The 24,491-nt window shown below is 68.3% G+C and carries 24 protein-coding genes; 13 read left to right on the top strand and 11 right to left on the bottom strand.

Translation table 11 applies throughout. The features are described from left to right. Positions 1–8 precede the first annotated feature (8 nt). Positions 9–2,645 (bottom strand): AfsR/SARP family transcriptional regulator, encoded by a 2,637-nt coding sequence (locus L0D17_RS09095; RefSeq protein WP_243094862.1) that lies wholly within the window; start codon positions 2,643–2,645, stop codon positions 9–11. Between the two features lie 86 nt (positions 2,646–2,731). On the opposite strand from L0D17_RS09095, the gene aroA reads away from it, so the two are divergent. Genes aroA through L0D17_RS09065 form a run of 6 tightly spaced genes read left to right on the top strand, consistent with a single transcriptional unit; the run spans position 2,732 to position 7,468 of the window. Continuing rightward, positions 2,732–4,021 (top strand): 3-phosphoshikimate 1-carboxyvinyltransferase, encoded by a 1,290-nt coding sequence (gene aroA, locus L0D17_RS09090; protein ID WP_243094861.1) that lies wholly within the window; start codon positions 2,732–2,734, stop codon positions 4,019–4,021. After that, entirely contained in the window at positions 4,006–4,629 is a 624-nt protein-coding gene (gene cmk, locus L0D17_RS09085) for a (d)CMP kinase (RefSeq protein ID WP_243094860.1), read from the top strand. Before aroA ends, cmk begins: the two co-directional genes overlap by 16 nt. A gap of 2 nt (positions 4,630–4,631) precedes the next feature. Beyond that, a complete protein-coding gene (locus tag L0D17_RS09080; protein ID WP_126212273.1) occupies positions 4,632–5,414 on the top strand; it encodes a CDP-alcohol phosphatidyltransferase family protein in 783 nt (260 codons plus the stop codon). Continuing rightward, positions 5,369–5,785, top strand: a complete 417-nt coding sequence (locus tag L0D17_RS09075; RefSeq protein ID WP_039456574.1) for an NUDIX domain-containing protein — start codon at positions 5,369–5,371, stop codon at positions 5,783–5,785. The genes L0D17_RS09080 and L0D17_RS09075 overlap by 46 nt, the downstream gene beginning before the upstream one ends. After that, positions 5,776–6,480, top strand: coding sequence for a bifunctional dihydropteridine reductase/dihydrofolate reductase TmpR (gene tmpR / locus L0D17_RS09070; RefSeq protein WP_126165594.1), 705 nt, complete (start codon positions 5,776–5,778; stop codon positions 6,478–6,480). The genes L0D17_RS09075 and tmpR overlap by 10 nt, the downstream gene beginning before the upstream one ends. A 10-nt stretch (positions 6,481–6,490) precedes the next feature. Further along, the gene (locus tag L0D17_RS09065) at positions 6,491–7,468 is read left to right on the top strand and encodes a DHH family phosphoesterase (protein ID WP_126165596.1); all 978 of its coding nucleotides are present in this window, start codon (positions 6,491–6,493) and stop codon (positions 7,466–7,468) included. A 164-nt stretch (positions 7,469–7,632) separates the two neighbouring features. Here the strand turns inward: L0D17_RS09065 and L0D17_RS09060 are convergent, their stop codons facing one another. Genes L0D17_RS09060 through L0D17_RS09050 form a run of 3 tightly spaced genes read right to left on the bottom strand, consistent with a single transcriptional unit; the run spans position 7,633 to position 10,596 of the window. Next, positions 7,633–7,797, bottom strand: coding sequence for a Uma2 family endonuclease (locus L0D17_RS09060; protein ID WP_243094859.1), 165 nt, complete (start codon positions 7,795–7,797; stop codon positions 7,633–7,635). A 9-nt stretch (positions 7,798–7,806) separates the two neighbouring features. Then, the gene (locus L0D17_RS09055; RefSeq protein WP_243094858.1) at positions 7,807–9,024 is read right to left on the bottom strand and encodes a 2,3-bisphosphoglycerate-independent phosphoglycerate mutase; all 1,218 of its coding nucleotides are present in this window, start codon (positions 9,022–9,024) and stop codon (positions 7,807–7,809) included. Between the two features lie 51 nt (positions 9,025–9,075). Beyond that, positions 9,076–10,596, bottom strand: a complete 1,521-nt coding sequence (locus tag L0D17_RS09050; RefSeq protein WP_243094857.1) for a S8 family peptidase — start codon at positions 10,594–10,596, stop codon at positions 9,076–9,078. Between the two features lie 72 nt (positions 10,597–10,668). Between L0D17_RS09050 and proS the strand changes: the two genes are divergently transcribed. Both proS and L0D17_RS09040 read left to right on the top strand, forming a co-directional pair. After that, complete coding sequence (gene proS / locus L0D17_RS09045) at positions 10,669–12,102, top strand: proline--tRNA ligase (protein WP_039456586.1); 1,434 nt, start codon at positions 10,669–10,671, stop codon at positions 12,100–12,102. 1 nt (position 12,103) lies between these two features. Continuing rightward, positions 12,104–13,840 (top strand): GNAT family N-acetyltransferase, encoded by a 1,737-nt coding sequence (locus L0D17_RS09040; RefSeq protein ID WP_243094856.1) that lies wholly within the window; start codon positions 12,104–12,106, stop codon positions 13,838–13,840. On the opposite strand, the gene L0D17_RS09035 is transcribed toward L0D17_RS09040, so the two are convergent. Beyond that, positions 13,806–14,171, bottom strand: a complete 366-nt coding sequence (locus L0D17_RS09035; protein WP_243094855.1) for an ASCH domain-containing protein — start codon at positions 14,169–14,171, stop codon at positions 13,806–13,808. The two genes, L0D17_RS09040 and L0D17_RS09035, sit on opposite strands and share 35 nt — an antisense overlap. Before the next feature lie 14 nt (positions 14,172–14,185). On the opposite strand from L0D17_RS09035, the gene nth reads away from it, so the two are divergent. The 5 genes from nth to L0D17_RS09010 all read left to right on the top strand — a co-directional run bounded on the left by nth (position 14,186) and on the right by L0D17_RS09010 (position 19,938). Continuing rightward, positions 14,186–14,848 (top strand): endonuclease III, encoded by a 663-nt coding sequence (gene nth / locus L0D17_RS09030; protein WP_243094854.1) that lies wholly within the window; start codon positions 14,186–14,188, stop codon positions 14,846–14,848. 49 nt (positions 14,849–14,897) lie between these two features. After that, positions 14,898–16,001, top strand: coding sequence for an MFS transporter (locus L0D17_RS09025; RefSeq protein WP_279231689.1), 1,104 nt, complete (start codon positions 14,898–14,900; stop codon positions 15,999–16,001). A gap of 9 nt (positions 16,002–16,010) precedes the next feature. Continuing rightward, the gene (locus L0D17_RS09020) at positions 16,011–17,225 is read left to right on the top strand and encodes a molybdopterin molybdotransferase MoeA (protein ID WP_243094852.1); all 1,215 of its coding nucleotides are present in this window, start codon (positions 16,011–16,013) and stop codon (positions 17,223–17,225) included. A gap of 77 nt (positions 17,226–17,302) precedes the next feature. Beyond that, the gene (locus L0D17_RS09015; protein ID WP_243094851.1) at positions 17,303–18,838 is read left to right on the top strand and encodes a DEAD/DEAH box helicase; all 1,536 of its coding nucleotides are present in this window, start codon (positions 17,303–17,305) and stop codon (positions 18,836–18,838) included. A 56-nt stretch (positions 18,839–18,894) separates the two neighbouring features. Next, positions 18,895–19,938 (top strand): LLM class flavin-dependent oxidoreductase, encoded by a 1,044-nt coding sequence (locus L0D17_RS09010; RefSeq protein WP_054391796.1) that lies wholly within the window; start codon positions 18,895–18,897, stop codon positions 19,936–19,938. Here L0D17_RS09010 and sat read toward each other — a convergent pair. The 6 genes from sat to L0D17_RS08980 are packed head-to-tail and all read right to left on the bottom strand — an operon-like array spanning position 19,916 to position 24,490. Continuing rightward, complete coding sequence (gene sat / locus L0D17_RS09005; RefSeq protein ID WP_243094850.1) at positions 19,916–20,965, bottom strand: sulfate adenylyltransferase; 1,050 nt, start codon at positions 20,963–20,965, stop codon at positions 19,916–19,918. The genes L0D17_RS09010 and sat overlap by 23 nt on opposite strands. Before the next feature lie 3 nt (positions 20,966–20,968). Continuing rightward, complete coding sequence (gene cobA, locus L0D17_RS09000; protein WP_243094849.1) at positions 20,969–21,688, bottom strand: uroporphyrinogen-III C-methyltransferase; 720 nt, start codon at positions 21,686–21,688, stop codon at positions 20,969–20,971. Continuing rightward, positions 21,681–22,421, bottom strand: coding sequence for a sulfite exporter TauE/SafE family protein (locus tag L0D17_RS08995; protein ID WP_243094848.1), 741 nt, complete (start codon positions 22,419–22,421; stop codon positions 21,681–21,683). Before L0D17_RS08995 ends, cobA begins: the two co-directional genes overlap by 8 nt. 1 nt (position 22,422) lies before the next feature. Further along, on the bottom strand, positions 22,423–23,091 hold the full coding sequence (locus L0D17_RS08990) for a phosphoadenylyl-sulfate reductase (protein ID WP_243094847.1): 669 nt from the start codon (positions 23,089–23,091) through the stop codon (positions 22,423–22,425). Beyond that, positions 23,079–23,732 carry a precorrin-2 dehydrogenase/sirohydrochlorin ferrochelatase family protein gene (locus tag L0D17_RS08985; protein ID WP_243094846.1) on the bottom strand — a complete coding sequence of 218 codons (654 nt, stop codon included), beginning with the start codon at positions 23,730–23,732 and terminating at the stop codon, positions 23,079–23,081. Before L0D17_RS08985 ends, L0D17_RS08990 begins: the two co-directional genes overlap by 13 nt. Continuing rightward, positions 23,729–24,490: a uroporphyrinogen-III synthase gene (locus L0D17_RS08980; RefSeq protein WP_243094845.1), complete on the bottom strand. Its 762-nt coding sequence runs from the start codon at positions 24,488–24,490 to the stop codon at positions 23,729–23,731. Before L0D17_RS08980 ends, L0D17_RS08985 begins: the two co-directional genes overlap by 4 nt. Position 24,491 lies beyond the last annotated feature (1 nt).

Genomic DNA, 24,491 nt, shown 5'->3' with positions numbered 1-24,491 from the left:
GCGGCTGGCTAGGGCCGCGTAGCTGGCCGTGGAGGACTTTTACGACAGCCTCTAAGAAGGGCCTGGAGCCTGGGGGAAGGCTTTTCCCCAAGCTCTTGCCAAAGCCGCTTGCGGTATCCTTCCAAAAAACGCAGGGCCCGGGCCCTTTGTCCCCTCTTCAGGCAGGTTTCCACCAGGAGGGTAAGAGCTTCCTCGTCCAGGGGGTCTAGCTCCAAGAGGCGCTCCAGGTAAAGGGGCTCGCCCTTTTGCAGGAAAAGGGCCCGCACCCGGTGGAAGACCTCCTCCCGTCTGCGGTCCAGAAGGGGGTGGTCCAGGCCGGGGAAGAGGGGCTCTTGGTAAAGCCGTAGCGCCTCCTCGGCTTTCCCTTCCGCCAGGGCCCTTTCCAGGGCGAAGAGGTCCGCCTCCACCCGGGCAAGGCCCTCCTCCAGGAGGTAGGTGGGGACCCCCCAGGGTTCCAGGACCTTCCGGAGCCGGGCGAGCCAGACGTAGAGGTTATTGAGGGCGGCCTCTTCGGAGAGGTCGGGCCAGAGGGCGAAGGCCACCTCCTCCCGAGGGAGGCCCAGGAGGAGGAGGGCGAAGACCTCCTTGGCCTTGCCCTTGAGGGCCACGGGGCCCAAGGGACCCTCCAGGCGGAACCTCCCCAGGACCTCCGCCCGCAAGGGGGGGATTTCCCCGTGGCGGAGGAGGACGGCTTCCCGGGGGCCCAGGCGCAGGACCTCCTCCAGGGGGTAGGCCTGGGCGAGCTCGGGGCGGTTGCGGGGGAGGAGGGAGAGGGGGAGGAGGCCGGGGAGGATGCGGGCCCCCACCTGGGTGAGGTTTAGGAGGGCGTCCAGGTCCTTCCCCTCCCCCAAAAGGCGGTAGCGGGCGGCGTGCCAGTAGAGCCTTTCCTCCCGCTCCTCGGGGTAGGGGGGGAGGAGGCTTGCGTCCCGCTTGAGGAGGGCCAGGGTGAGCCGGGGGAGGAAGCCCTCTAGGCCCTCCACCAGGCTTGGGTCTCCCCGAAGCTCCGCCAAAAGCGCCCTGCCCCGAGCCACCAGGTAAGGGTTTTCCCAGAGCTCCGCTTGGGCCAGGAGGCGGGCGAGGGCTCCTTCGTCCCCTTCCAGGTGGGCGAGGAGCATGGCGGCCTCGAGGGCGGCCAAGGGGTTCCCGGGGGCCTCTTGGGCCCGCTTCAGGTACGCCTTGGCCTTGTCCCTTTCCCCGAGGAGGAGGTAAAGCCGCCCCAGGTCCCGCAGGTGGCCAGGGAGATTGGCGTGGGTGTAGCTAGGGGAAAGCCCGAGCTCCTCGAGGGCGGTGATCCGCCCCAGGAGATCCCCGTGGAGCTCAAAGCGCAAAAGGGCCAGGTTGGTGAGGGGGGCGGCGCGGTAGGGGCTTTCCGGGGGAAGGCGCCTTAGGGCCTCCTCCAAAAGCCCCATGGCCTCCAAGGGCTTTCCCTCCTCGTAGGGCACCCGGGCCGCGTCGTTGAGGAAGCGCCCCGCAAGCTCCCCCGGCACCCGGTCCAGAAGGGCGAGGCCCCGCTCCAGGTAGGCCCGGGCCCGGGGCAGGTCCTGCCCCAGCATGGGCTCGGCCAGGTAGTAGGCCAGGTGCCCTAGGGCAGTAAGGGCGACCCGAGGTTCCTCGTGCAAGAGGCCCTCCAAAAGAGAAACGCCCTCCTTCCTGCCGCACTGCAAAAGTGCCTCCCCCAGGCGCAGCTTGGCCCTGGGCCCCCCCGTGCGCAAGAGCGCTTCCCAGGCGAGGAGGCGCTCCGCCGGGGTGGATATCTGGATGGGCCTTTCCAGGAGGGCGAGGAGGTCTTCCCTGAGGCCAGAGGCGAAGTAGGCCTCGGCCAAAAGCTCTGGGGGAAGCCTCCCTTCCGCCTCCCGCACCGCCTTTTGCACCTCGAGGAGGAGGCTTCGTAGGGCCATCTCCCGCATGAGGTCGTGGAGGCGGAAGCCCTCGGGGGTGAGGCGCAGGAGGCCTTTTTGGAAGAGGTTTTCCGTGGCGGGGGTGGCGTGGGCTTGGGGGAGGAAGGGAAGGGCGGCAAGGAGAAGCCCCTCCCTAAACTCATCCTCGCTCAGGCTTTCCCTTAGGCCCTGGAGGAGGGCTTCCGCCTCCGGGGGCCGGCCCGTGAGGGCGGAGAGGAAGAGGGGCAAGGGCCACCCCCCCGTGGCCCGGTGGGCCTCTTCAAAGCCTTCCCGCCCCCCGAAGAGGGCCCGGGCCTCCTCGAGGGTAAAGGCCAGGTCCTCGGGGCCTAGGCGCACCAACCTTCCCTCCGCCAGGAGCTTGGGGAGCTCGGGGTAGGGGAGGGGTTTGCGGCTCGCCAGGACCAGGAGGCAGGGGAGGGTGCGGAGGAGGGGGGAGAGGGCCTCCTCCCCGGTGAGGTCCTCCAGGACCACCAGGGTGGGCTCGGCCTTCAGGCCTTCCAGGACCACGCCCCAAGGCGCCTCTTCCGGCAGGCCCAGGCCCCGGGCCAAAAGGGCCCGGGGCTCCCCGAGGAGGGCGCTCCCCCAGAGGGTGCGCATCCCTAGCCTTGCCGCCAGTTGCCCGGCCAAGACGCTCTTGCCGAAGCCCGCCGGGGCCTGCAGGTGGACGGCGAAGCCCACCTCCTCGGGAAGGCGGTCCAAAAGGCGGCCTCGTTCCAGATAAACCGGGCTTTGCCAGGCAAGGGCCATGCTTGCCCCCTATTTTAGAAAGCCCCTCCCCTTCTTCCAAGCCTCGCCCTTGACCGAAGGCCCCTTCCCGCCCAAGACTAGGGGGCATGGACCGCGCCCACCTGGACCTGAAGCCCTCGGGCCCCTTGCGGGGGGCCCTAAGGGTGCCCGGGGACAAGTCCGTGACCCACCGGGGCCTCATGCTCCTCGCCCTGGCGGAGGGGGAGGGAAGGCTCCTTTACCCCCTCAAGGCCGGGGACACCCTCTCCACCGCCCGGGTCCTTGGGGCCTTGGGGGCGGAGATCGCCGAGGAGGGCCCCCACTTCCGGGTGCGGGGCCAGGGCCTTCGCCTGAAGGAGCCCGGGGACGTCTTGGACTGCGGCAACGCCGGGACCCTCATGCGCCTCATCCTGGGCATCCTCGCGGGGCAGGAGGGGCTTTTCGCCGTTCTGACCGGGGATCACTCCCTGCGCCGCCGCCCCATGGGCCGGGTGGTGGAGCCCCTAAGGGCCATGGGGGCCCAGGTGGACGGGCGGGAAGGGGGGAAAAGGGCGCCCTTGGCGGTGCGGGGGGCGTCGTTGCGGGGCATCCGCTACACCCTTCCCGTGCCCAGCGCCCAGGTGAAAAGCGCCCTCCTCCTCGCCGGCCTCTTCGCCGAGGGCGTCACGGAGGTGGAGGAGCCCGTGCCCACCCGGGACCACACGGAAAGGCTTTTCCGCCACTTCGGCCTGCCCCTTGGGGTGGAGGGGAACCGGATCCGGACGCGCCGGGCGGACCCCTTCCCCGCCCGGGACCTGGTGGTGCCGGGGGACTTCTCCTCCGCCGCCTTCTTCCTGGTGGCGGCCCTCATCACCCCGGGCTCAGAGGTGGTGGTGGAGGGGGTGGGGTTGAACCCCACCCGCACCGGGCTTTTGCAGGTCCTTGCCTCCATGGGGGCGGACCTGGAGTGGCGGGTCCTGGAAGGGGAGGCGGGGGAGCCCGTGGGCTACATCCGGGCCCGGTATAGCCCCCTAAAGGGGGTTTCCGTGGACCCCGCCCTCATCCCCCTCATGGTGGACGAGGTGCCCATCCTGGCCGCCGCCGCCGCCTGGGCGGAAGGGGAGACCTTCATCCCCAACCTTTCCGAGCTCCGGGTGAAGGAGTCGGACCGGGTGGCCGCCATCGCCCACAACCTGAGGGCCTTGGGGGTGGAGGTGGAAGAGGGCCCGGACTGGCTCAGGATCCGGGGGGGCGGGGTGCGCCCGGGGGAGGTGGAGCCCTTCCACGACCACCGCATCGCCATGGCCTTCGCCGTGGCGAGCCTCCCCGTGGGGGTTAGGGTGTGGGAGCCCGGCTGGGCGGAGATCTCCTACCCCGGCTTTTTCCGGGACCTCCTTGGGCTATGCGGGGGATCGTGACCCTAGACGGGCCTTCCGCCTCGGGGAAAAGCTCCGTGGCGAAGCGGGTGGCGGAGGCCCTGGGGGTGCCCTACCTCTCCAGCGGCCTCCTCTACCGGGCGGCGGCCCTTCTTGCCCTGCGGGCGGGGGTGGACCCCAAGGACGAGGCCGGGCTCCTGCGGCTTCTTGAGGCCCAGCGGGTGCGCCTGGTTCCGGGGCGGGAAAACCGGGTCCTGGCGGATGGTGAGGACCTCACCCCCTTCCTCCACACCCTCGAGGTGGACCGGGTGGTCTCGGAGGTGGCCCGACACCCGGGGGTGCGGGCTTGGGTGAACGAACGGCTCAAGGAGGTGCCCCCGCCCTTCGTGGCCGAGGGGCGGGACATGGGCACCGCCGTCTTCCCCGAGGCCCCCCACAAGTTCTACCTCACGGCAAGCCCCGAGGTTCGGGCCAGGCGGCGGGCCAAGGAGCGGCCAAGCGACTACGAGGCCGTGCTTCGGGACCTCCTCGTGCGGGACGAGAGGGACAAGGCCCAAAGCGCCCCCGCCCCCGACGCCCTCGTCCTGGACACCTCGGGCATGACCCTGGACGAGGTGGTGGCCTGGGTCTTGGCCCACCTGAAGGACTAGCCATGGTGCCGGGGGCCAAGGCCAGGCCGGTGCAGGAGTTCCTGAGCGTTCTCCTCTTCCGCCCCCTGGCCCACCTCCTGGTGCGCCTCCTCCTCCCCACCCCCGTGCGCCCTCCCCACCTGGTCCTCTTCCACACGGGCCTGGCCCTCCTCGCCGCTTGGCTCCTTTACCGGGGCGAGGACCTTTGGGCGGCGCTCCTTCTTCAGCTCAAGACCGTGTTGGACAACGCCGACGGGCAGCTCGCCCGGCTCAGGGGGGAGGTGAGCGCCTTGGGCCGCTATTTGGACACGGAGATGGACTTCCTGGGCAACCTCGCCCTTTTTGTGGCCCTGGCCCTGCGCACGGGGGAGGGGGAGAAGGCCCTCCTGGCCTTCTTGGTCTTCACCCTGGTGCAGTCCTTTGACTTCAACCTGGAGCGGCTTTACCGGGAGGCGCGGGGGCTTCCCCTCCCCGAGGAGCCCCAGGACCCCGAAACGCCCCTTCTCCGCCTCCTCCGGGGCCTTTACGCCCTCCTTTTCCTCCCCCAAGACCGCGCCATCCGGGCCTTGGAGCTTTTCCTAAAGAGGCGCTTGGGCCTGGACCCCTTGCGCTTTTGGGACGAGGGGGCTTTGGCGGGTGTGGTGAACCTGGGGCTTAGCACCCAGCTTTTCTTCCTCGGGGTCTTTCTCCTCTTCCACCAGCCTGGGGCCTACCTCACCTTTGTCCTCCTCCAGGCCCTGTATCTTGGCCTTGGGTACGTATGGAGGATCGTCCGCAGTATCCCATCCCCACGGTGGGGGCCCTAGTGGAGCAGGGGGGCAAGGTGCTCTTGGTGCGCACCGCCAAGTGGCGGGGGCTTTGGGGGGTGCCGGGGGGAAAGGTGGAGTGGGGTGAGGGCCTGGAGGATGCCCTGAGGCGGGAATTGCGGGAGGAGGTGGGGCTGGAGCTTTTGGAAATCCGCTTCGCCCTGGTGCAGGAGGCCCTCTTTAGCCCGGAGTTCCACAAGCCCACCCACATGCTCCTCTTTAACTACTTCGCCAAGGGGGAGGGGGCGGTGCGGCCCAATGAGGAGATCCTGGAGTGGGCCTGGCTTCCCCCGGAGGCCGCCCTCACCTACCCCCTCAACACCTTCACCCGGAAGCTCCTATTGCGGTACCTGGAGGGCCCATGCGGGTAGCCCTGGTCACGGGAAGCGCCAAGGGGATTGGCCGGGCCATCCTCCTGGCCTTGGCCAAGGAGGGGTTTAACGTGGCCGTGCACTACCGCACCTCCGAGGGCCTGGCCGAGGCCACCCGGGCCGAGGCGGAGGCCCTGGGGGTGAAGGCCATCAAGGTGCGGGCGGACCTCACCCGGGAGGAGGAGGTGGCGGGCCTGGTGGAGGAGGTGCGCTACCACCTGGGGGGGATTGGGGTCTTGGTGAACAACGTGGGGGATTACCTCTACAAGCCCATTGAGGAGGTGAGCCTCGAGGAGTGGCGCTGGATTATGGACACCAACCTCACCGCCACCTTCCTCCTCACCCAGAAGGTCCTCCCCCTCATGGTGGCGCAGGGGTATGGGCGCATCGTGAACCTCGGCTACGCCGGGGCCACCAACCCCATCGCAAGGCCCCACGTCACCCCCTACGCCATCGCCAAGATGGGGGTGGTCCTTTACACCAAGGCCATCGCCAAGCGCTTCGCCCAGGCGGGGATCACCGCCAACGTGGTGGCCCCCGGGGTGGCGGAGAACTCCATTTCCAAGCCCCTTCAGGAGATTCCCATGGGGCGGCTCGCCCTCCTGGAGGAGGTGGCCCGGGCGGTGCTCTTCTTCGTGCGGGAGCCCTACCTCACGGGGCAGGTCCTCGAGGTGGCGGGGGGGTGGAACCTGTAGGATGGGCTTCGTGGACGGGAACGCCCCTGACCCCAAGTACTGGGAAAAGATGCGGCTCGTGGCCGAGGTCCTGAGGGCGGTGGAGGGCCCCATCTACATCGCCACCCACGTGGACCCCGATGGGGACGCCATCGGGAGCTCCTTGGGGCTCTATAGGGCCCTCAAGGCCCTGGGCAAGGACGCCCGCTGGGTGGCCGAGCCCCCCCGCTTCCTCCGCTTCCTCCCCAAGGAGGAGGAGTACTCCGACCCCGTGGACAAGCTTCCCCCCGGGGCCACCCTGGTGGCCTTGGACAGCGCCGAGCCCTCGAGGGTGGTGGGGGTTCCGGTGGAGGGCTTCGTCATCAACATTGACCACCACGGCACTAACCCCCGCTTCGGCCACCTCCCCGTGGTGGACCCCTCCAAGGCGGCCACGGCCCAGATGGTCAAGGACCTCATTGACCTCCTGGGGGTGGCCTGGACGGCGGAGATCGCCACTCCCGTGCTCACCGGCATCCTCACGGACACCGGCAACTTCCGCTTTGCCAACACCACCCCCGAGGTGCTCAAGGTGGCGGCGGAGCTGGTGGGCTACGGGGTAAAGCTGGCCGAGCTCACCGACCGCCTCCAGTTCCGCCCTCCCTCCTACTTCCGCCTCATGGGCCAGGTTCTCTCCACCGTGGCCTTCCACTTTGGGGGGCTTCTCGTCACCGCCCACCTTCCCGAGGAGGCCAAGCGGGAGGAGGAGGACTCCGACGACTTCGTGGGCCTCATCCGCTACGTGGAGGGGAGCGTGGTTAGCGTTTTCCTGCGCAAGCGGGAGGAGGGGGTGAAGGTGTCCATCCGCTCCCGGGGCGGGGTTTCCGCCCAGAACATCGCCCTGAAGTTGGGGGGCGGCGGGCACGTGCCCGCCGCCGGGGCCACGCTTAAGGGGGTGGATCTGGACCGGGCCTACGAGATGGTTCTGGAGGCGGTCCAGGAGGAGCTTAGGCGGGCGGGGTACCTCTAGGCGGGTCAAGGGGGAAGGGTGGGCCGCCCAAAAGGGGCGCCACCCATAAGGAGGCGGGTTCGGTAGGAGTCCTCCCGGGGACGGAGGAGGGCCAGGTCGGGTTGGGGCAAGGAGGTGGGGGAGAGGAGGAGAGGGTTTTGCACATGGACCAGCGTCCAGTCCCCCTAGAGCTCTAGGCGTTTGGCCAGGTGGGTGACCAGGCCGGCGTGTTCGCTGCCCATGGGGGCCATCTCGCACACCTTGCCGTCCAGAAGCTTTAGCCGCGCCCCTTCCGGGGCCTTTTCCAGAGGGGCTTGGAACTCCTCGAGGCCCAAACGGTGCCGGATCACCCTTCCATTTTAGGCCCCATACTTCAAGAGCCGGCCGGCGTGGGCCAGGAGGAGGGGCATGAGCTCCACCCCCCGCAGGTGCCCTAGGCTCCCCTTCAAGGCCTCCGCCTCCGTGAAGCGCCGGGCCTCGTCCCGCCGCAGATAAGGGGCTTTGAGGAGGAGGGGCACGGGGTGCCAGGAGTGGGCCTTGAGGAGGGCGGGGGTGGAGTGGTCCCCGGTGAGGGCGAGGACCTCGGGCTTCAGGGCCAGGAGCTCGGGCAGGAGGGCGTCAAAGCGCTCAATCTCCCGTACCTTGCCCCAGAAGTCCCCGTCCTCCCCTTTGGCGTCCGTCTTTTTGAAGTGGAGGTAGAAGAACTCGTACCGCTCCCAGTTCTCCTTTAGGGCCTTTAGCTTCCCTTCGTGGGCGTCCCCTTCCCCCTCCACGGGGAGGACCTCCATGCCCACCAGGGCGGCGAGCCCCTTGTACATGGGGTAGCTGGCGATGGCGGCGGCCTTTAGGCCGTACACCTCCTGGAAACTGGGAAACCGGGGCTTCTTGGAGGCGCCCCGGAAAAGGGCCCCGTTGAGCCGGGGCTCGTCCCTTAGCACCTCCCGGATGCGCTCGGAGAGGAGGTTGACAAGGCGGGCGGTCTTGGCGGAGGCCTCGTCCAGGGGCTTGGCCGCCAAGGGGGGAAGGCCCGCTTTTTGGGGGTCTGTGTCCGTGATCCCGTCCGAAAGGCCTTCTCCCCGGAGGATCACCAGAAAGCGGTGCTCGCTTTCCGTATAGAAGTGGACTTCCACGTCCTCTATGTGGGGGATGGCCTCCTTTAGCTTGGCGATGACCCTTCGGTTTTCCTCCGTGGAGGGCCTTCCCGCCCGGCGGTCCACCACCTTCCCCTGGGCGTCCAGGGTGGCGAAGTTGCCCCTAAGGGCCACGTCCCCTTCCCGGAAGTCCGCCCCCAGGCCCAAGGCGCTTAAGGCCCCCCGGCCCACCACGTAGCGGAAGGGATCGTACCCGAAAAGGGCCAGGTGCCCGGGGCCCGAGCCCGGGGCGAGGCCCGGGTGGACGGGGGTGAGGAGGCCCAAGGCGCTTTCCGCGGCCAGGCGGTCCAGGTTCGGGGTTTTAGCGGCCTCCAGCTCCGTGGCACCCCCCGGCTCCAGGGGAAGGCCTCCCACGCCGTCTAGGACCACCAGGAGGATTTTTCCGCCAGGTTGGTGAAGCTCCTTGAGGACGGGGAAAAGGTCCATAGGGCCATTGTAAAACCCCCGCCCTTGGGCGGGGGGTCGTGGTCAAACGCCTTAGCGCACGGCCTGGTCGGCGTTCACCAGCCCGTGGCCGAAGAGCTGGCGGCTACCGATGTTCTCGGCGGTGGCCTTCAGGTGGGCCCGCACCTCCCCCGGGCCCCACTCGGGGTGCAGGGCCCGCACCAAGGCGGCCACCGCGGCCACGTGGGGGCTCGCCATAGAGGTCCCTGCGTACCAGGCGTAAGCGGGCGTGTTTTCGTCTACGATGATCGTGGAAAGGATGAGGTGGTACCGGTAGCCGGCAGGCCGTTCGGCCCGTGGCCGAGCGCACCAGCTTTGGCCATTTTCGTCCAGGCCGCAGTCCCCACCCGGGGCGGAGAGGTCCACCGCCGCCCCGTAGTTGGAGTAGAAGGCGAGGATGTCTTGCCCGGGTTCGGCGTTGAGGGTTTGGCTCGTGGGGTAGGGCAGTTGCCAGAAGGGGGTGGCGGTGCCGGTGGCGGAAACGGAAACCACCGTGGGAAGGTCGGAAGGGATGTGGACTACGGGGCCGTTGGCGTTTTGGGCGCTGTTCCCCGCGGAGGCCACGATGAGGGTTCCCATGCGGTTGGCGTACTTCATCACCCGGTCCCAGGCCACCATGGCCGCCACGTCGTCGCGGTTCTGGGTGTACAGGATGCCGCCCAGGCTCATGTTGATGACGGAGTACCCTCTGCTGGCGGCGTCCAGGATAGCTTCAAAGATGGGACCATCCCAAGCGCCCACATCGTCGTACTCTTCCCCAGTTTCGGGGTCCGTGTAGTGGTAGCGGTCAAAGACCTTGTAGGCGGCAAGGCGCACGCCGGGGGCCACCCCTACCACCCGGCCCCCGCCAAAGGCGGCGGCCACGGTTCCGGAGACGTGGGTGCCGTGGGCTTCGTAAAGGACCGAGGGGGCAGGGGTGCAGAGGTTATTGGGGTCCAGGTGGTCAAAGTCAATCCAGAGGGTGTACTTGGGGTAGCTTGGGGTGTTGTTAGGTCCCCCGGTTTCCCGGCAATAGTTGGTGGCCTGGAAGTCCACGATCTGGGTGGCGAGGTCGGGGTGGTTGTCCATGACCCCCGTGTCCAGCACGGCCACGGTGGCCCGGGCCTGGACCGAGAGGGGCACCCGCTCCCACACCTTGGGGGCGCCGATGCGCCGGATATCCCACTGGTACCGGTAGAGGCTATCCGCCGCCGTGGGGGCGCCGTACGTTTCCTCCGGCACCATGACCCGTTCGGGCAGGCGGTAGAGGTGCTCCTTGCCCACGGCCAGGATTTCCGGGCGCTTGGCCAGGCGGGCCGCGGTTTCCCCATCAGCCAAGACGGTCAGGGCGCCGATGGGGCCGAGTTCTTTCAGCACTTTAGCCCCCGCGCTTTCCGCCAGCCCCTTGGCGCCCGGGGGAAGGGTTTCGGAGCGAAACACCACCAAGTAGCGTTCGGGGTTGGGTTTACCCGGGACCATTTGTACGGAAAGCGTCTGGGCGCTTGGGGTCTGTCCTGTGCAGGCGGCAAACAGGAGCGCCAAAATGCCGAGCAAGCCGTAAATACCTTTCCGCATAAACCACCTCCGCAATGAAACGGGGTCAGTATACCACAACGTGTTCGGCGGCGCTGGGTATGATGGGCGGGTATGGCGAAGGAGAAGGGCCTAACCCCTCAGAGCCAAGACTTCAGCGAGTGGTACCTCGAGGTCATCCAGAAAGCGGAGCTCGCCGACTACGGGCCGGTGCGGGGCACCATCGTGGTCCGCCCCTACGGCTACGCCATCTGGGAGAACATCCAGCAGGCCCTGGACCGCATGTTCAAGGAAACGGGCCACCAAAACGCCTACTTTCCCCTCTTCATCCCCATGAGCTTCCTCAAGAAGGAGGCGGAGCACGTGGAGGGGTTTTCCCCGGAGCTCGCCGTGGTGACCCACGCCGGGGGGGAGGAGCTGGAGGAGCCCTTGGCGGTGCGCCCCACCTCGGAAACGGTCATCGGCTACATGTGGTCCAAGTGGATCAAGAGCTACCGGGACCTGCCCCAACTCCTAAACCAGTGGGGGAACGTGGTGCGCTGGGAGCTTCGCACCCGGCCTTTCCTGCGCACCAGCGAGTTTTTGTGGCAGGAGGGGCACACCGCCCACGCCACCCGGGAGGAGGCGGAGGAGGAGGTGCGCAGGATGCTGGGCATTTACGCCAAGCTGGCCCGGGAGTACGCCGCCATTCCCGTCATAGAGGGCTTTAAGACGGAAAAGGAAAAGTTCGCTGGGGCCGTCTACACCACCACGATTGAGGCCATGATGAAAGACGGCAAGGCCCTGCAGTCGGGCACGAGCCACTACCTGGGGGAGAACTTCGCCCGGGCCTTTGACATCAAGTTCCAGGACAAGGACCTGCAGGTAAAGTACGTGCACACCACGAGCTGGGGGCTTTCCTGGCGCTTCATCGGGGCCATCATCATGACCCACGGGGACGACCAAGGGCTCATCCTCCCTCCCCGCCTCGCCCCCATCCAGGCGGTGATCGTCCCCATCTACCGGGAGGAGAGCCGGGAGAGGGTCTTGGAGGCCGCCTACGGCCTCAAGCGCCGCCTCTGGGAGGCGGGGGTGCGGGTCCACCTGGACGACCGGGACCAGTACACCCCGGGCTTCAAGTTCCACGAGTGGGAGCTCAAGGGGGTGCCCTACCGGGTGGAGCTTGGGCCCAAGGACCTCGAGGCGGGCGAGGTGGTGTTGGCAAGCCGCTTGGGGGGGAAGGAGCGGGTGGGCCTAAAGGCCCTCCCCGCCCTTCTGCCCAAGAAGCTGGACGAGTTCCATGAGGCCCTCTACCAAAGGGCCTTGGCCTTCCGCGAGGCCCACACCCGCAAGGTGGATACCTACGAGGCGTTTAAGGAGGCGGTGCAGGAGGGGTTCGCCCTGGCCTTCCACTGCGGGGACAAGGCTTGCGAGAAGCTCATTCAAGAGGAAACCACCGCCACCACCCGCTGCGTGCCCTTTGACGGGGAGGCGGAAGCGGGGGTTTGCGTGCGCTGCGGAAGGCCCGCGGCCTACGGCAAGCGGGTGGTGTTCGCCAAGGCGTACTGAGATGCGGGTCCTTGGGCGCAGGATCTACTGGCGTTGGTACGGGGAGGTGCTCCTGGAGGGGGGCGTTCTCCTCCGCATGTCAGGGGATGTGGCCAAGTGGCTTCGGCCCGGGGACCGGGTGCGCCTCGCCACCGCCTTCAAGAAGCCCCTTTTAGACTTTGACGAGTACGCCCTGGAGGGGGTCTTCCCCCTCTGGCCTCCCTTTAGCCGGGAGCTAGAACACGTGCGGGAGAGCCCCTTGGGCCAGGAGGCCTACCGGTACCGCCTGCGCGTGCGGGAGGCCACCTACGAGGGGGATTTTGAGGCCATCGCCGAGCTGGAGCAGTTCCACTACGCCTCGGAGAAGGAGGTGGTGGCCCTTTGGGTCTGCACCCGGTGCCAGAAGACCCTTCTCGCCAACACCAAGCCCGTCTGCGACTGCGGGGGGGAGGTGCGGCTTAAGGAGATCCGGGGCTCCACCCCGGCGAGCCGCTTTCTAGTGCTGGAGCTCTTGGAGCGCCTCCCCTTTGAACCCAAGATCCTGGGCTACCTGCGCCTAGACCCGCCCATCCCCCGCATGCACCGCAAGACCCCCGAAGGGGTGGAGCGGGACATCCGGGAAAGGATTTTCCCCAAGGACTGGTTCCACCCCACCTACGAGGGGGGTAGCGACTGGGAAGCGGCCTTGGACCGGGTCAAGACCGCCGCCGCCCGCATCGCCCGGGTGGTGGTCCACCCCGACTACCGTTCGGAGGGCTTTGGGGGGCTTCTGGTGAGGATGGCCTTGGCGTGGGCCGAGGAGCGGGGTGCCCCCGAGGCAAGGCGGGAGAAGCACCTCGTCTACACCATCGCCCAGATGGCCCGCTACCACCCCTTCTTTGAAAAGGTGGGCTTCCGCTACCTCTTTGACACCGCCTCGGGGCGGCCCGTCCTCTTCTACCCCTTGACCGGGGAAGCCAAGGCCTATCTGGAGCGCTTCCTCCGGGAAGACCCCCTGGCCAGGGCCCACGGGGGGCGGCTTTTCCGGCCCCGGTTTGGGCGGGTGGAGGGGCTAAAGGGGCCCATAAGCCTTCAAGGGGTCCACAAGGCTTACCGGAGCCACTTAGACCTCGAGGGTCTTCCCCAAGAGGTGCGGGAGGCCTTGGCCGCCTTCGGGGTGAAGGCGCGGGTGGTGGAGCGGGCGGTGCTGAGGGGCGCGGATTTGGAGATCCCCCCAGGAAGCCTGGTGGTCCTGGCGGGGGCGAGCGGGGCGGGGAAGACCACCCTGCTCCGCCTCCTTCTGGGCGAGCCCCCGGACCTGGGCCGGGTGGTCCTTCCCCCGGGCAAGCGCGTGGCCTATATCCCCGGGGAGCGGGAGGTGGCGCTGGGGGAGGGGGCGGTCCTCGAGGCGGTCTACCGGAAGCTCGGGGACGTGGGGGCGGCCATTGAGGTCCTGAACCGCGTGGGGCTTTCCGACGCCGTGCTCTACCGGGCGCGGCCCAAGGAGCTTTCCACGGGCCAGAGGGAGCGCTTCCGCCTCGCCCTCCTCTTGGCCGAGAGGCCCGACCTTCTGCTCATAGACGAGTTCGCCGCCCACCTGGACGTGCCCACCGCTCGCCGGGTGGCCCTGGGCCTGGGGAAGCTTTGCCGGGAAGCGGGCGTCACCCTGGTGGCCGCCACCCACCGCCCCGAGGTCATCGCCGCCTTGGACCCCGACCTTCTGGTCTTTGTGGGCTACGGGGGGCTCACCACGGCACCTCGGACAGGTCCACGAACATGACCCGTCCCTGGCGCCGGGGAACCCAGAGGGGCTTCTCGTAGCGGAAGGCGTTCTCCAGGACCCAGGCGTACAGGGGAGCGTCTTCGGCGTAGGCCCGGAGGAAGGCTTCCTCCGCCTGGTGCTTGGCGAAGTGGGGCAGGAGTTCCTCCACGCTAAAGGGGCCTTCCACGCCCACCAGGTCCGCCTGGCCGATGAGCTTCCCTCCCGTGACGATGCCCAGGGGCCCCCGGTGGCGGGCGTAGCGCTTGCGGATTTCCCAGGTCTTCTTGCCGTCCACGATGAGGCTGGCGTAAGGCTCGCGCACGATGAGCCCGATTTTGGGCCTTTCCACGCTCTCATTGTAGAGTGGGGGACGTGGGTTGTCCGAGGGAAGGGCAAAAGGCAAAAAGGGCGAGGGCCTTAAAGATCCTGAAGGCCCTCAAGGAGGCCTATCCCGGTGCCCGGACGGAGCTTAAGCATGGTAGCCCGTTCCAACTCCTCGTGGCCACGGTCCTTTCCGCCCAGGCCACGGACAAAAGCGTGAACGAGGCCACCCCGGCCCTCTTCGCCCGCTTTCCCGACGCCAGGGCCCTGGCGGCCGTCACCCCGGAGGAGGTGGAGCCCTACATAAGGCGCATCGGGCTCTACAAGACCAAGGCCAAGAACCTGGTGGCCTTGGCGAGGCGGCTTGTGGCGGAGTATGGGGGAGAGGTGCCCAAGGACAAGGAGGCCCTCATGCGGCTTCCCGGGGTGGGCTGGAAGACGGCCACGGTGGTGTTGGGGGCGGCCTTCGGCATCCCCGGCATCGCCGTGGACACCCACGTGGCCCGCCTAAGCCGGAGGCTTTGCCTCACGGAGGCCAAGCGACCGGAGAAGATTGGAGCCGATTTGGAGAGGCTTTTCCCCAAGGGGGACTGGGTCTTCGTCCACCACGCCCTGGTGCTCCACGGCCGCTACGTCTGCACGGCGAGGAGGCCCCGTTGCGGGGCCTGCGTCCTCGCCCCCTTTTGCCCAAGCCGGGAGGCTTAGGCCAAGGAGGTTTTCGGTGAAGGGGATCTCCCCCCCATATCGCTTAGTGCTGGCAAGTTTCCTCTGGTCCTTCGGGGCCAACCTGGTTTATTTTTTTCTCAACTTTCACCTCGAGGCCCTGGGCTACACCCGGGCCCACATCGGCTACGCCCAGGCCTTTCTCCTCCTCGTGGGGGTGGTGTCCTCCCTCCCCCTCACCTACCTCATCCCCCGCCTGGGCTACCTGAAAAGCCTCTACTTGGCCTTTTTCCTGGCGGCGGGGAGCGGTGTCCTCCTCGGGCTTGGCCTTTGGGTCTTTCCCGCCCTCGGGGGGTACGGCCTGGCGGGGGCGCTCTTGCAGGGGGCGGCGGCCCCCCTCATGGCGCGGCTCGTGCCCCCGGAAAGGCGGGTGGCCCTTTTCAGCCTGCAGGCGGCCCTCACCACGGCGAGCGGCTTTTTCTCCACCTTGCTCGCTGGCTTCCTCTCCGAGTGGGTGGGGGCCAGGCACGTTCTCCTCTTCGCCCTGCCCTTTTTCCTCCTGGCGGTGCCCTTGGCGCTGGGCTTGCCGGAAGGGGAGGGGAAGACCCCACGGCTGGAGGGGCGGTTGGGGGTGTGGCTTCGCCTCCTCGTGCCCCAGGTGGTCATCGGCTTCGGGGCGGGGCTCGTCATCCCCTTTGTGAACCTTTACCTGAAGGAGAAGTTCGGGCTCACCTATGGGGCCACGGGCCTCGTCTTCGCCCTCTCCTCCTTGGCCACGGGCGGGGCCATGCTCCTCCAGCCCCTTTTGGTCGGGAGGGTGGGGAAGCTTAAGGCCATCGTCCTGGTCCAGGCCCTTTCCCTTCCCTTCTTGGCGCTTTTGGCCTGGGCCCCCTGGCTTCCCGTGGTCACCGTGGCCCTCTTGGTGCGGGGGGCCCTGATGAACGCCGCCGGACCCGTCTACGCCGCCTTGGTGATGGACTACTTGCCCGAGGAGGAACGGCCGGGCTTCTTCTTGGTGGAGTCGGCCCTTTGGAGCCTCCTCTTTGCCCTAGGAAGCGCCCTTTCCGGCAAGCTCCAGGCCGCCATGGGGCTTGGCGCCTTCCACTACCTCTTCGGGGCCACCTTGGCCCTTTACACCCTGGGCATCCTCCTTTGGCCCTGGGCCTTTGGGCGCCTGCGGGCCGGGGTGCGCTAGACTGGACCCGTGCGCACGAACCTCAGCGTGGAGGAAGCCTTAGCGCTGGTTTTGGCGGAGGCGAAAGGGGAGTTGGGGGTGGAGGAACTCCCCTTATGGGAGGCCTACGGTCGGGTCCTGGCTGAGGACCTGGCCTCCTTGGTGGACCACCCGGACCAGGACGACACCGCCATAGACGGCTACGCCTGTCGGGAGGAGGATACCCTCGGGGCTTCCCCGGAAACCCCTGTGCGCTTGAGGGTTATTGGTGAAGCCCCGGCGGGAAGGCCTTTTGCGGGAAGGATCGGGGAGAAGGAGGCGGTGGCCGTCTACACGGGGGCCCCCATCCCCCAAGGGGCCAACGCCGTTGTTCGGGTGGAGGATACGAGGCGGGAAGGGGAGTATGTTCTCCTCTTCGCCCCGGCGAGCCCCAAGGACATAAGGCCCAAGGGGGATGACCTGAGGCGGGGGGAGGTCTACCTGAGGCGGGGCGACCTCCTCACCCCGGGGAGGCTCGGCCTGGCGGCGGCCATGGGCTATCCCCGCCTGAAGGTCTTCCGCCGGCCCCGGGTGGGGATCCTTTCCACGGGGGACGAGGTGGTGGAGCCGGGGGAGGCGTTGCCCTTCGGCGGGGTGTACAACTCCAACGCCTACAGCCTGCTGGGGTTGGTCCTCGAGGCGGGGGGCGAGCCCGTCCTCCTGGGCAAGGTGCCGGACCGCCCCGAGGAGGTCCTGGCCCGGCTGGAGAGGGCGGGGCCTTTGGACCTCCTCCTCACCTCGGGGGGGGTTTCCATGGGGGCGTACGACGTGGTGCGGCGGGTCTTGGAGGAAAGGGGCGAGGTGGTCTTCTGGAAGGTCAAGCAACAGCCTGGAGGGCCCTTGCTCCTGGCCCGGCTTGGGGAGCTTCCCGTTTTGGGCCTCCCGGGCAACCCCGTGTCCAGCATGGTCACCTTCTTCCTCTATGGGAGGCCCTTCCTCTTCCGCCTCCAGGAGCGCACCGACCCCCCTTACCGCCCCCTTAAGGCCAAGGCCCTCACCCCCTTCAAGGGGGCCAAGGGGAAGAAGGTCTTCCGCCGGGGAGTGCTCGCCTTTGAGGAGGGGCTCGTGGTGCGCACCACGGGCAACCAAAGCAGCGGCGTCCTCCGCTCCATGGCCTTCGGCAACGCCCTGGTGGTCCTTCCCCCGGACCAGGACGCCCAAGCGGGGGCGGAGGTGGAGGTCATTCCCTTGACTTTCGTGCTCTAGTTCACTAGACTTAAAAAGTTTACGGGCTTTACCCCTCTCCTTTTCGGGCGCGGGTGGGGCCCGGGAAGCGAGCGAGAATGGAGTTCAAAGACTTTCCCCTGAAGGAAGCGATCAAGGAAGCCTTGGCCCGGCGGGGCATCACCGCCCCGACCCCCATCCAGGCGGCGGCGTTGCCCTTGGCCCTGGAAGGCAAGGACCTCATCGGCCAGGCCCGCACGGGCACCGGCAAGACCCTGGCCTTCGCCCTGCCCATCGCCCAGGCCCTGGAGCCGAGCCCGGTGCGGGGGAGGAAGCCGAGGGCCCTCATCCTCACCCCCACCCGGGAGCTGGCCCTCCAGGTGGCGGGGGAGGTGGGCGCCGTGGCCCCCCACCTCAAGGTGGTGGCGGTTTACGGGGGCACGGGCTACGGCAAGCAGAAGGAGGAGCTCGCCCGGGGGGCGGACGTGGTGGTGGCTACCCCGGGGCGGGCCCTGGACTACTTGAGGCAAGGGGTCCTGGACCTTTCCGAGGTGCAGATCGCCGTCTTGGACGAGGCGGACGAGATGCTCTCCATGGGCTTTGAGGAGGAGGTGGAGGCCATCCTTTCCGCCACCCCGGCGGAGCGGCAGACCCTTCTCTTTTCCGCCACCTTGCCCTCCTGGGCCCGGAGGCTCGCCGAGCGCTACATGAAGGCCCCCGTGGTCATCAACGTGGTGCGGGAGGAAGGGGTCACCTACCAGGAGGAGGCCATCCTGGCCCCAAGCGACCGCCTGGCCCTGCTTTCCGATCTCCTTTACGTGAAGGCGCCCAAGCGGGGCATCGTCTTCACCCGCACCAAGGCGGAAACGGAAGAGGTGGCCACGGGGCTAATCCGCTTGGGCCATCCGGCCCGGGCCATCCACGGGGACCTTTCCCAGACGGACCGGGAGCGGGTGATGCGGGCCTTCCGCGAGGGGGAGGTGCGGATCCTGGTGGCCACGGACGTGGCCGCCCGGGGCCTGGACATCCCCGAGGTGGACCTGGTGGTCCACCACCGCCTGCCCGACAAGGCGGAGACCTACCAGCACCGCTCCGGCCGCACCGGGCGGGCCGGGCGGGGGGGCGAGGTGGTGATCCTCTATAGCCCCCGGGAGAAGCGGGAGCTCTCCGAGCTGGAGCGGGCGGTGGGGCGCACCTTTAAGCGGGTGAACCCCCCCACCCCCGAGGAGGTCCTGGAGGCCAAGTGGCACCACCTCCTGGCCCGCTTGGCCCGGGTGCCGGAGCGGGACTTTAAGCCCTACCTGGACTTCGCCGGACGCCTCTTCGCCGAGGGGCGGGTGGAGGTGGTGGCGGCCCTCATGGCCCTCCTCTTGGGCGGGGCGCCCAAGGAGAAGAGCCTCCTCACGGGGGAAGAAGGCTGGCTCACCTTTAAGGCCACGGGGCCTAGGCTCACCTTGCCCCGGCTGGTGGCGCTTTTAAAGGAGAAGGGCCTCGAGGTGGGGAAGATCGCCCATGGGGAGGAGGGCTTCCACGTGGACCTCCGCCCCCAGGACCTGCCCCGGCTGGCGGAGGTGCAGGGGGTCAAGCTGGAAAGGGCCAAGCGGGTGGAGGCCTTACCCGAGGCCGCGCCCAGCCGGCGCCGAGCGCGGGTGTAGGGTCCAGGGTGGCCCAAGGTGCTTTTACAAATAAAGTGCCCGCTTATCCTCAGGGCATGGAGCTCGGCCTTTACACCTTTGGCGAACGGACCCTGGACCCTGAGCTTGGCCGTCCTCCCACGGCGGAGGAACGGCTAAAGCGACTTTTGGAAGAGGCGGAGCTGGCCGAGCAAGCGGGCCTCGCCCTCTTCGCCGTGGGGGAGCACCACCGGGAGGACTACGCGGTCTCGGCCCCGGCGGTGGTCCTTGCTGCCATGGCTTCCCGCACCCGGAGGATCCGGCTGGCGAGCGCCGTGGTGGTCCTTTCTTCGGACGACCCCATCCGGGTCTTCCAGCAGTTCGCCACCTTGGACCTCCTCTCCGGGGGGCGGGCGGAGCTTTGGGTGGGGCGGGGCTCGTTCGTGGAGTCCTTCCCCCTTTTCGGCTACGACCTGCGGGACTACGAGGCCTTGTTTGAGGAGAAGCTCGCCCTTCTCCTCAAAATCCGGGAAGAGGAGAAGGTTTACTGGCCTGGGGGGCGCTTCACCAAGCCCATCCCCGGCCTCGGGGTCTACCCGAGGCCCAGGCAGAACCCTTTGCCGGTTTGGGTGGCCGCCGGCGGTAGCCTGGAGTCCGCGGTGCGCGCCGGACGGCTCGGGCTCCCCTTGGTCCTCGCCATCATCGCCGGGACCCCGAAGCGCTTCCTCCCCTTCGTGGAGCTTTACCGGAAGACGGCCCGGGAGCACGGCCACACCCCGAGGCTCACCCTGGCCGCCCATGGCTTTTTAGCCGAGGACGACGCTGAAGCCTTCCGCCTCGCCGCCCCCGCCTTCTTGGCGGTGATGAACAAGATCGGGCGGGAGCGGGGGTGGCGGCCCTTGGACCTCAGCTACTTCGCCTGGTCCCGGGGCCTCGAGGGGGCCGACTTCATCGGTGACCCCCTTAGGGTGGCGGAGAAGGCCCTCTACTGGTATGAACTCTTCCGCCCCGAAAGGTTCGTCCTTCAGCTTTCCGTGGGCACCCTGCCCCATGCCAAGGTGCTCCGGGCCATTGAGCTTTTGGGCGGCGAGGTTCTACCCCGGGTGCAAAGGGCCCTCGCTACACCCCCTGCCGCAGGATAGGGAGGAGCTCGGGCCGCACCAGCTCGGGGGGCGGGGTTTTCCCTTCCCGGAGGAGGGCGCGCACCTTGGTCATGCTGATGGAAAGCCGCTTTTCCCGGTGGGCCTCCGGGCAGGTCCTCTCCGAGGCGATGCCGCCGCAGAGGGGGCAGTGGAAGACGGCTCCCACCCGGAGGATCTCTATCCCCAAGGGGGGAAGCTGGTCAAAGATGCGGTGGGCGGCGTAGGGATCGTAAAAGTCCCCCACCCCGGCGTGGTCCCGGCCCACCAGGAAGTGGGTGGCCCCGAAGTTCTTGCGCACCAGGGCGTGGAAGACCGCCTCCTTGGGCCCGGCGTAGCGCATGGGGGTGGCGAGGCCAAAGAGGACCACCCGGTCCTGGGGGAGGAACTCCCGGAGGAGGCGCTCATAGGCCCGGAGGACCACCTCCGTGGGGAAATCGTCCGCCTTCTTGGCCCCCAGGATGGGGTGAACCAGGACCCCGTCCGCCAGCTCCAGGCCCAGCCGGACCAGGTACTCGTGGGCCCGGTGGGGGGCGTTGCGGGTCTGGAAGGCCACCACCGTGCGCCAGCCCCGCTCCCGGAAGTGGGCCCGCGCTTCCTCGGGGGTCTTCTCCAGGGGGCCGCGGGCCCGGGGCTTAAGCACCTCCACCTTCCCCCCAAGGGCGTAGGGCCCCTTGGCGTAGAGCCGCGCCACCCCGGGGTGGGCCTCGCTCTCCGTGCCGAAGACCTCTTTGGCCAAGCGCCTGAGGTCCAGGGCGTAGGCGTCCGTCACGTGCAGGAGGGCCACCCGCTCCCCTTGGTAAAGGAGGGCCACGGTGTCCCCAGGGCCCACCCGGGGTTTCTCCGGGGCCTGCAGGAGGATGGGGATGGTCCAGACCTCCCCCGTGGGCAGGTGCATGGTCTTGGCCACGCTTAGGGCCTCCTCCCGGGTCATGAAGCCCCGGACGGGGGCGAAGGCCCCCGTGGCCAAGTTCTCCAGGTCCAAACGCTCGTCCTCGCCGATGGCAAGGGTGGGAAGGGTTTCCACCATGGGTTACCTCCGTAGAAGGACTTCCGTTTCCCGAGGGGCTTCCTCCAAGACCCGCACCACCTCTCCCAGGATCCAGAGGGCGGGGGCTTCCACCCCCACCTTGCCCTGCGCCACCTCACCAAGGCGGGCGGGGATGCGGCGCTCTTTGGGCGTGGTTGCCCGCTCCACGAAGAGGGTGGGCTCTTCCGGGTCCCGCCCTAGGCGCAGGAGTTCCTGGGCGATCCAGACCCGCCTTTTTACCCCCATCAGCACCGCCAGGGTGGGAGCTTGGGCGAAGGGTCTAAGGTCGGGGTGGCCGCCCCCCTCCAGTACCCCGGAGACGGCGGCGAAGCCGTGGGCCAGGCCCCGGTGGGTGAGGGGAAGGCCCGTGCCGAGCACGCTGCTCACCCCGGGGACCACCTCCACGGGGATGCCGTGCCGTAGGAGGAAAAGCGCCTCCTCCCCGCCCCGGCCGAAGACCATGGGGTCCCCGCTCTTGAGCCGCACCACGAAGGGATAGCGGCGGGCGTAGTGGAGGAGGAGGCGGTGGATGGCCTCCTGCTTCTCGCTTTCCCCCTCCTCCTTGCCCACGTAGACCTTCTTCCCGGGGATGAGGTCTAGGATGCGCCCGTCCACCAGGCGGTCGTGGAGGACCACGGGAGCCTCCTGGAGGAGGCGGTGGGCCTTGAGGGTGAGGAGCTCGGGGTCGCCGGGGCCCGCCCCCACCAGGTAGACCTTACCCATGGACCACCCCCCGGTAGATGAGTTGCCCCCCGATGAAAAGAAGCCAGAGGAGGAGGGCAAGCCGGAGGGGTTCCCTGGGCAGGCGGGTGGCGAAGAGGGCGCCAAAGGTGGCGCCCAAGATGCCCCCGGTGGCTAGGGCGAGGAGGAGGCCGAAGTTCACCTGGCCAAAGAGGAGGTGCACCCCGCCCCCTAGGAGGGCGAGGACCAGGCCGAAGAGGAGGTCCGTGCCCACCACCTGCTGGGGGGAAAGCCGCGTGGCGTAGAGGAGGAGGAGGGTGCCCAAGGCCCCGGCCCCGGCGGAGGAGAAGCCCACCTCGAGGCCGATCCCAAAGGCTGCGGGGGGAAGGAGTCCGGGCTTTTCCCGCCCCAGAACACGCCCGCGAAGGCTCCGCCAGATGCCCAAGGCCGCGGAGGTTACCACGGTGAGCCCCACCAGGAGGAGGACCAGGTCCTTGGCCCCTTTGAGCCCGGTGAGGAGGAGGCTTCCCAGGAGCACCCCTGGTACGCCCCCCAGAAGAAGGAGCCCGAGCGCCTTGGGTTCCACCTGCCCGCGGGCGAGGTACACCGCCCCCGCCGGGACCTTGACCAGGAAGCCGAAGAGGAGCGCCGTGCCCACCGCCACCTCTGGGGGAAGCCCCAGGGCCAGGATGAGGAGGGGGGCGGTGATCGTCCCTGCGCCCACCCCTGTGACCCCGATGGCGAAGGCGATGAGGAAGCCTAAGAGAAAGGCCATGCTACCCCTCCTTCCCGTGCAGGTGAATGCCGCACTCCAGCTTCCCCTTGCCCGCCCAGCGCCCGGAGCGGGGGTCGTTCGGGTCCATGGGCTTTGCGGTGCAGGGGGCGCAGCCGATGGAGAGGTAGCCCTGGTCGTAGAGGGGCAGGTAGGGGAGGTCCTGGACCGCCAGGTAGGCGAAGACCTCCTTGAGCGTCCAGTCGTAGAGGGGGTTAACCTTCCTCAGCCGGTGCCCCGAGGGAAGGAGGGCTTCCTCCAGGGGCTGGAGGTGGGCCCGGGTGGGGGATTGCTCCCGCCTAAGGCCCGTGAACCAGGTATCGTACCCTTCCAGGGCTTGGAAGAGCGGCTCCACCTTGCGGATCTGGCAGCAGCGGTGGGGGTCGGTCTCGTAAAGCCGCCCGTAGCGGTCTTCCTGCTCCTCCCGGGAAAGGGTGGGGGTGAGGTTCACCAGGCGGAAGCCCAACCGCTTCTGCAACGCGTCCCGGTAGGCGTAGACCTCGGGGAAGTGGTAGCCGGTGTCCAGGAAGAGCACGGGGATGTCGGGCTTGGCCTTTAGGAGGAGGTGGAGCACCGCCACATCCTCCGCCTGGAAGCTGCAGGTGAAGCAGGGGTTTTGGCTTTGCGCCAGGGTTTCCTCCACCAGGGTTTGGGCCGATCTCACCTTGTCCACGCCGCCACCTCCTCAGCTAGGGCCTTCTCGGCCTGGGCGATGGCCTTGGCCAGGCCTTCTTGGGGGTCCAGGTCCAACGCTTCCAGGGCTTGGTCCACGATGCGGTACCAGAGCCGTTTCCGTTCCTCAAAGCTCGGGATCCGGGCGATTTTGGGCCTTAGGGTGCGGAGAAAGACCACGAGCTCCCCATAGGCTTCCGGGAAAAGTTGGCCGAGCCGTTCCTTGAGGCGCACGGCCAAGGCAGGGGCCGCCCCCGAGGTGGAAAGGGCCACCAGGAGTTCCCCGCGGCGGAGGACGGCGGGGAGGATGGCGCTGGCGTTTTCCGGGTCGTCCACGGCCACGAGGAAGACCCGGCGCCGCTCCGCTTCGGCCTTGACCTGGGGGTGGATGGCCTTGTCCTTGGGGTGGCTCACCACCAGGAAGTAGCCCTCCAGGTCCCCCTCCCGGTAGCCCCGCCGGAGCCAGCGGATCCTCCCTTCCCGTTCCAGGGCCGCAAGGCCCCAGAGGTCCTCTTCTGCCAGGACCGTGAGTCGGGCCCCGGCCTGGAGGAGGGCCTGGAGCTTGGCCCCGGTTTCCGGGCCCCCGGCGATGAGGAGGACGGGGCGGTTTTGGAGGTCTAGCATCAAGGGGAAGTAGGTCATACCGCCTCCTGGAAAAGGGCCCTCTTGAAGCCCTGGAGCATGCTGCCTAAACGTTCCGTTTCGTCCACGTAAAAGGGCTTCACCCCCCACTCCCTTAGGGCGTCCGCGGTGACGCGGCCTACAGCCACTGCCTTCACCCGGGTGTTGAGGGCTTCCCTTAGGGCCTGGGGGTCCTTCGCCCCTTCAAAGAGGAACTCCACCTGAAGGGCGGCCACGAAGGCCACCGCCTCCACGGTGCCTTCCCGGATGGCCGCCTCCAGGGCCCGGATGCCTTCGGGGTTGGGCAGGTGGCGGTAGGGCATGAGGGGAAGGACCGCATACCCCCGTTGCGCCAGGGCGGCTTCCAGAAGGGGTAGGGGCTTGCCGTAAAGCTGGAGCGCCGCCCTGCCGGGGCCTGGGGGGAGGAGGGGGATGAGGCTTGGGCTCGTGCCGTCCCCCGTGGCGTGGGGGGGTAGCCCCTCCTCCCGCAGGACCCGGGCCGCCTTGGCGCCCCGGGCCAGGCGGTGGGCTTGGGCCAGGGGGGCCTTAAGGTCCAGGCCCAGGGCCCTACCCCCCTCCAGGAGGTCCCGCACCCCCACCCCGGTGGTGGCGAGGAAGAGGTTCACCCCTTGGCTCAGTTCCCGGAGGCGGTCCTGGTACTCGGGCACGGGTACCCTTTCCGTGCTCTGGGCGGGGAGGAGCAAAGGCGTGAAGCCGAGCTTCTCCGCCAGGGCTTTAAACTCCTCCCTTCGCCTTAGGCCGGCGTAGGCGATGCGCATG

Origin of the sequence: Thermus thalpophilus, from assembly GCF_022760915.1 — a bacterium.
GTDB lineage: Bacteria > Deinococcota > Deinococci > Deinococcales > Thermaceae > Thermus > Thermus thalpophilus.
This window is presented reverse-complemented; position numbering and strand designations above follow the sequence as displayed.